General features: G+C 34.4%; 7 protein-coding genes. 5 read left to right on the top strand and 2 right to left on the bottom strand.

The features are described from left to right. Positions 1–123 precede the first annotated feature (123 nt). Together Q0E86_RS04740 and Q0E86_RS04735 are read right to left on the bottom strand one after the other, a co-directional pair. Positions 124–546, bottom strand: a complete 423-nt coding sequence (locus Q0E86_RS04740) for a type II toxin-antitoxin system HicB family antitoxin (protein WP_295754878.1) — start codon at positions 544–546, stop codon at positions 124–126. A gap of 90 nt (positions 547–636) precedes the next feature. Continuing rightward, on the bottom strand, positions 637–3,534 hold the full coding sequence (locus tag Q0E86_RS04735) for a glycoside hydrolase family 2 TIM barrel-domain containing protein (protein WP_295754876.1): 2,898 nt from the start codon (positions 3,532–3,534) through the stop codon (positions 637–639). A 101-nt stretch (positions 3,535–3,635) separates the two neighbouring features. On the opposite strand from Q0E86_RS04735, the gene Q0E86_RS04730 reads away from it, so the two are divergent. The 5 genes from Q0E86_RS04730 to Q0E86_RS04710 all read left to right on the top strand — a co-directional run bounded on the left by Q0E86_RS04730 (position 3,636) and on the right by Q0E86_RS04710 (position 6,309). Beyond that, the gene (locus Q0E86_RS04730) at positions 3,636–3,773 is read left to right on the top strand and encodes a hypothetical protein (RefSeq protein WP_181989321.1); all 138 of its coding nucleotides are present in this window, start codon (positions 3,636–3,638) and stop codon (positions 3,771–3,773) included. 165 nt (positions 3,774–3,938) lie between these two features. Then, entirely contained in the window at positions 3,939–5,024 is a 1,086-nt protein-coding gene (locus tag Q0E86_RS04725; protein ID WP_295754873.1) for a hypothetical protein, read from the top strand. 88 nt (positions 5,025–5,112) lie between these two features. Next, on the top strand, positions 5,113–5,514 hold the full coding sequence (locus Q0E86_RS04720; RefSeq protein ID WP_295754871.1) for a hypothetical protein: 402 nt from the start codon (positions 5,113–5,115) through the stop codon (positions 5,512–5,514). A 13-nt stretch (positions 5,515–5,527) separates the two neighbouring features. Continuing rightward, complete coding sequence (locus Q0E86_RS04715) at positions 5,528–5,788, top strand: hypothetical protein (protein ID WP_295754870.1); 261 nt, start codon at positions 5,528–5,530, stop codon at positions 5,786–5,788. A 5-nt stretch (positions 5,789–5,793) separates the two neighbouring features. Next, positions 5,794–6,309: a hypothetical protein gene (locus Q0E86_RS04710; RefSeq protein ID WP_295754869.1), complete on the top strand. Its 516-nt coding sequence runs from the start codon at positions 5,794–5,796 to the stop codon at positions 6,307–6,309. The last annotated feature ends 17 nt before the right edge of the window (positions 6,310–6,326 follow it).

The following is a 6,326-nucleotide window of genomic DNA, read 5'->3' as shown; positions in this document are numbered from 1 at the left end:
GTCGTGCTTTCAAATAAAAATACCATCCAGACAATAGTATCTGGATGGTTCGTCATTTCTTAACTTAATGACATTGGTTTAAAGCCCCATATTTATAAAAAAGGTATGGGGCTTGTTGATGTTTTAATTGGAGTGTAATTTGGCAATTAATGCTTCTTGAAGGACTTGCGAAAAATTGATGTTCTTGCTCATGGCTTCTTTGTTTAACCATTCGGGTATTGTGAGTGTTTTTTTGATAGCCTTATTGAAATGGGTTTTCGCATATTCTTTAACATCAACAGATACAAGGGTGACAAAAGATTGTTTAAATTCGAATTCAAGTTCAGATGCGATTTGAGTTGGATCAATTTCTTCTAACTTTGAAGGAATTGGAATATCTTGATTGTCTAGTTTTGCACTGAACAATGCACCAGCTAGACAATCAATGGCCATTTCCATTGCGTCTTGTAGTGAATCTGCACAAGTGGAAAGGTAATTGAAGTCTGGAAAAATAACTGAATAATGATTTTCTTCTTCAAAGAAACATGCTGGATAAATTGACAACATATTGTTTGCCTCCTTTTTAAATAGTATATTAAATAATACGTATATATACAATACGTATAATCATAAAACGTGTAAATAAAAAGAAGGAGATTAATCCTTCTTTGAAATATAGAGTGTACAAGTAAAATCTAGGTTTTTAGATTGGTCAATTAAGTATTGTGGTTGTACTTTTGCGCCCCAGCTATTGATTCCGCCTACGCCCATTTGTTGTTTTGTGATTCTTAAATAGGTTGTATTTGTTTGTGGAAGTTCAAATGTGTGTTTTGCGTTATATAAGTGCATAAAGGAATATTTGCTGGCTTGACATTCCATATTTTCTGCCTTGATGTTGAATGTGTTTGTTCCATTGGATAGGCAGCACCATTTGCAGTCCACATGATTGCCGTGTTCTTGTGGTTTTAAGTATGGAATGTAGTTTGTATCTATGTTTTCTGAGTAGAAATCGGTTAGCGCGTGATTTCGATCTGTGTATGTGTCTTTTTCGCCTTTTCCGAAGTACGCAAAGTTTTTAAATGTTTCTTTAAGGGCAAACTCGATTCCAAATAGGGGTAGGGTTTGTCTTTTTGAGTTTTTGTCTAGGTGCAATTGGATTTGAATACTTTGATTGTTGTAGACTGTATAGACGAGTTTACATTCTTCTTCAATGGATTCAAGTTGAATTGTATAGATCATTTGTGCGCATTTTGAGTTGCGTATCATTTTAAAGTCAATGACATTTTGGAATAGGCTTGCGTTTAGCCAGTTGGCATATGTTTGTTTGGCACCACGATCATTGTCGGTTAAGGCTCTGTAGAAGACGGGTTTTGGTGCTTCTTGAAGTAATTCTTTGTCGTTTACTTGAATGGATACTAAGCCTTTTTGTTTGTCGAATAGATATTCGGTGTCTATAAATTGAATGCCGATTGTATTTTGTCCTTCCACCACTAGCATGGCGTTTTCTTTTGGTTGGTCTTGTTTGACTTCGAAGACTTGTTGGTCAAAGGCTTGAATGCCAAGTGGTGTTTTGTAGTAGATGGTTTTTGTGTAATAGCCTGGCGTATTGATTTGTTTAAATTGTACGGGCATTGTTTTTGTAGTGCCTGGTTCTACGCTTGTTTTAAAGTTGCCGGATTGAATGGCGAGTCCATTTCGTTTGAGTTCAAAGATAAAGGTGTCTTTACTTAGGTCGTAGAATAGGTTTTTATTTTTAATTGTGACAGAATCGAAATGGATTTCCATATCAACATATCTGTAGAGTTGTTTTAGTTCTTGGCTTTTGCCTGTTTCTTGTCGGTTGGCTAGAAGGATGCCGTCTCCACAGAAGTTGGAGTCATTTGGATAATCATCAAAGTCTTGTCCGTAATAGTAGTTGCCGTCTTTTTCAATGGCTTGATCAATGTAGTCCCATACAAATCCGCCTTGGTATTGTTCGTATTCGTCTTCTAGGTTTGTATATTCTTCCATGCCTCCTAGACTATTTCCCATGGCGTGCATATATTCACATAGCATGATTGGTTTCATTGGGTGTGCGTCTAGGTAGTCTTTTACACTTTGTGGTGTGGCATACATTCTAGATTCGATGTCACTGGCATTTTCGAATGTACGATCTTGTGTAATGCCTTCATAGTGTACGAGTCTTGATGGATCTTGTTCTTTGAAGTAGTCGTGTAGAATCATAAAGTTAGATCCGCTTCCAGCTTCATTTCCAAGTGACCACATTAAAATGCATGGGTGGTTTTTGTCTCTTTCATACATGCTTCTTGCTCGGTCTAATAGACAATCGGTCCATTCGGTTTTGTTTTGTGGAAGGATGTCATTGGCTCCGTGGGTTTCTAAATTCATTTCGTCAATGACATAGATTCCGTATTGGTCGCATAATTTATACCAATAGCTGTTGTTTGGATAGTGTGATGTTCTTACGGCATTGATGTTTAATGCCTTTAGCATGTGAATATCTTCTTCCATTTGTTCGTAGGTAATGGCTCTTCCGGTTTTGGCATTCCATTCGTGGCGGTTAATGCCGTGGAATACGATGCGTTTACCATTGATTTTCATAATGCCATATTCAAGGCTGAATTTACGAAATCCTACTTGTTCGTGAATGGTTTCAATGACTTCATTATTTGTATCGTATAGAACAATTTCTAATTGGTATAGGTTTGGGTATTCACTACTCCAAAGACTTGTGTTTTCTACAGGTATTTCAAATGTGTCTTGCATATTGGCATTCCATACGATGTTTCCTTGTGGATCGTATAGTTTGGCTTGTAGAATATGGTTTTCATTACTGCTCATTTTACATGTGCATGTAAGAACACTTTTATTTGTGTCTAGATCAATATTTGTATCGATTTTTAAGTCTTGTATGTGAAGACTAGGTTGTTTATAGATCATGACATCTCTAAAGATTCCGCTAAAACGCCACATGTCTTGGTCTTCTAGCCATGTGCCTGTGCATTTTTGAAAGATGCGTACGCATAGAACGTTATCTTTTTCTTGTGTATATTTTGTGATGTCAAATCGACTTGGTGTAAAGGAATCTTCGCTGTATCCGACAAATTTTCCGTTTAGCCATACGTAGATATTGGATTCTACGCCTTCAAAGGAAAGAATGAGTTTGTTTCCAATGAAGTCTTGTGGTAAATCAAATGTTTTACGGTATTGATAGACTTTATTTTTATCCATGTCAATTTGGCCTGGCTTTACGACGTCATGTCCATCCCATGGGTATGTCACATCTGTATAGTGGGGGTTGTCAAATCCTTGTAGTTGGATGTGTCCTGGGACTTGGATGTCGTTCCAGTTGGCGTCGTTAAATTCTGTGTTATAGAAGAATTTAAAGCTTGTATCATAGTTTTTGGATTGGTTGAATTTCCATGTTCCGTTTAGTGAAAAAGAGCTTGGCTTTTTATCTTTTCCAATTGTATATATATGATCACTGTATGCTTGTAGTCGGTTGACTTGAAAGATACGTGAGTCTTTAAGCCAGTTTAAATCTGGTGTTCGCATTGTATCACTCCTCTATTCGTGCATTCTTCATTATAGCAAACCGCCCTATTGAAAGGAAGGTGAAAATGAATTAAAATAAGTGTTAAATTGGAGGTTGAAAGATGTCAGACATTCTTGGTTTAGTGGTTTCAATAGCTTTGATTTATTTTGCGATTAAGTTTACTTTTAAATGTATAAAATGGATTGGTATTCTTTTGATTGTAGTCTTTGTGTTTAAAATGGTGGCACTTCTTATATAAGGGAACATGGAGTTCTCTTTTTTTTATGATCTAACGAATATTTATAGTTTTTACGTATTAATTTGAAAATAATTTAATTTTTTTATTTTTTATATAACCGATTCTAAATTTACTTCGTCTTAATAGTGTAAGGATAAAAAACAAAGTAAGAAGGAGAGATTTAGTATGACTAAAAATAAAGTGATTTTATCAATTGTAGTATTTATGGGTGTATTTTCATTGTTGTATGGATATCAAGATTTAATTGTGACAGATGAAATTAATATGGTGGATCAAGCTATTATTAATGGATTTGATTTTCAAATGTCATTCTTGGTTGGATTATTGAGTGGGTTGTTGGTATTGGTTTTGACTTATAACAAGGAAAAGATAGATCCTAATATTTTAACGGAGGAATATATTCGTACAAAGTTTTCTACATCGGATTTAGAGAAGTTTGAAATGTTGGATGAAGAAACAAAACAGGGTGTCTATGATTATTATCAAGATCATTTTGATTTGGATGATGTAGCGGATTGTTTGAGTTATATTGAAAAGAAACAACCTAAGACAAATAAGTTTGTGAAATTTGGATTGTTGGGTGTGATTTGTTGCGCGTTGATTTTAGTTTTAAGTCCGGTTCATTCGGATTATGTATCGGCTAAAGAACAATATAATGAAATTCTTAGACAGCAAGAGGAAGCATACAACCAGATTATTACAGATCAATATTTATATTATGAGGGTTTACCTACAATTGAGATTCTTCCTGGTAATAATTTAAAGGCTGGAGATGTTCAGAAATATGTGGATGAATTTATTAGAACGCAGCCGCAGTTCTTATTGGATAATTGTAGATTGATTAAATTTTGTGAACCTCAAAATTTTGATGCGATTGCAGTTGCGGATGGTGTTGATATTGATAATAGAGGATTTGGAACCTATGCATATGCATCTGCTAGTGATTTTTCAATTACTCTACAAATGGATGTAGATAAAGATTATGGTCAAAAAGGAACAGTGAGTCATGAGTTAACACATATCTTTGATTTTGCACATGCGAATTATTATACATATTTCGGTATTTCTGATAGTTATGAATGGCAAAGATTACATGAAATGGCTCCTGGAAGTTTAGGAGAGTATGGTAGAGATGATACGGCAGAATTCTTTGCGGATGCAGGTGAAATGTATATTAATTATCCAGAAAAATTAATGGAAGCTAATATGGATATTTATAATTTTATGAATAGTTTATATCAGTTGTATTAAAAAAATAAAAAAATTTAAATTTGGTATAACCGATTGATAAACTAGTTCGTCTTATATAGTGAAGAGGTAAACAAGGAGGAAAAAGAAAATGAAAAAAGTTATTGGTTTATTGGTGATGTTAGTGTGTTTTACAGGTTGTGCAAGCAATAAAGGTGTTGATTATAATGATCCATCTACATTTCAAGAACAAAATTTTGCGTCTTATGAAGAATGGGTAGATGCAGAATTGGATTTAGCACAATACTATGGAGGTTTCACAGATGATCAACTAGCCTATTTTAGAGAGGTTGCTATGCAAGATGAAGCATTGTTCAGAGAAGAATTTCGTCGTTTTAATGAAGAGGTTGATTATTACTTGCAGCAACAAAATGAGATGGCCCAACAACAATATAATCAGCAACAACAACAGATGTTTGAACAGCAACAGCAGATGTTTGAGCAGCAGCAACAAATGTTTGATCAACAAGTTCAGATGAGTATGGGCTTTTAAAGGAGGCGTTTAAATGCAACATGATTTAGATTGGTTGGGCAGATATTTAGATAAAAAAGGAATTGATTTGATTGTACTCTATCAGTTGAGTGTGAAAGAGAGTGTTAGGTATTTGAGGCTGAGTCCTTTTCAAAGAAAATGTTTTAATGGAATCTATTGTAGTTGTTTGTCAGATTTTACATATAAAGAATTGTTGTTGATTGTAGAACGGAATGTATGGAGCTTACTATTTACGCTCTTATTTATTGGAATGATAATTTTAAAAGTGAGGTAAAGAAAATGTTAAATAAAAAAGTGTTTAGTACGATGTTTTTGTTAAGTGCATTATTAGTGGGGTGTTCTAGTACAAATGGTTTTAGTGATGATAAGGTAAAAAACAATAAAGAAAAAGTAGAAGTGGTAGAAGAGCAAAAGGAACAAAATAAAGAGTCAAATGAGAATGAATCTATAGAGGAAAATTCGAATACGAATGATCAGGTGACTAGTTATAATGAGCAAATTGAATCCAATTCAAATGATACTTATGTTCCAGAGGTAAAGGAGACACCACAACCTGAAGATAGTGGTGAAAGAGAAATCATACTTGTTCCAGAAACAATTCCAGCTTGTGATGATACGATTCCTTATGGTGCCTACACATCTTATGATGAAGCCAATAATGCAGCAAAAGCAGCTTTAAATGAAGCGTTCTTTGCGGAAGGTTGGATGAATGGTCATTATGGAATTGATACACATCAAACAGAGTGTGGAACCATTTACTATACATATTGGTATGAAGAGTTTGTTGGTAATTAATTAAGTGGTTATAAAAT

This window comes from uncultured Holdemanella sp., assembly GCF_934754935.1.
Lineage (GTDB): Bacteria > Bacillota_I > Bacilli_A > Erysipelotrichales > Erysipelotrichaceae > Holdemanella.
This window is presented reverse-complemented; position numbering and strand designations above follow the sequence as displayed.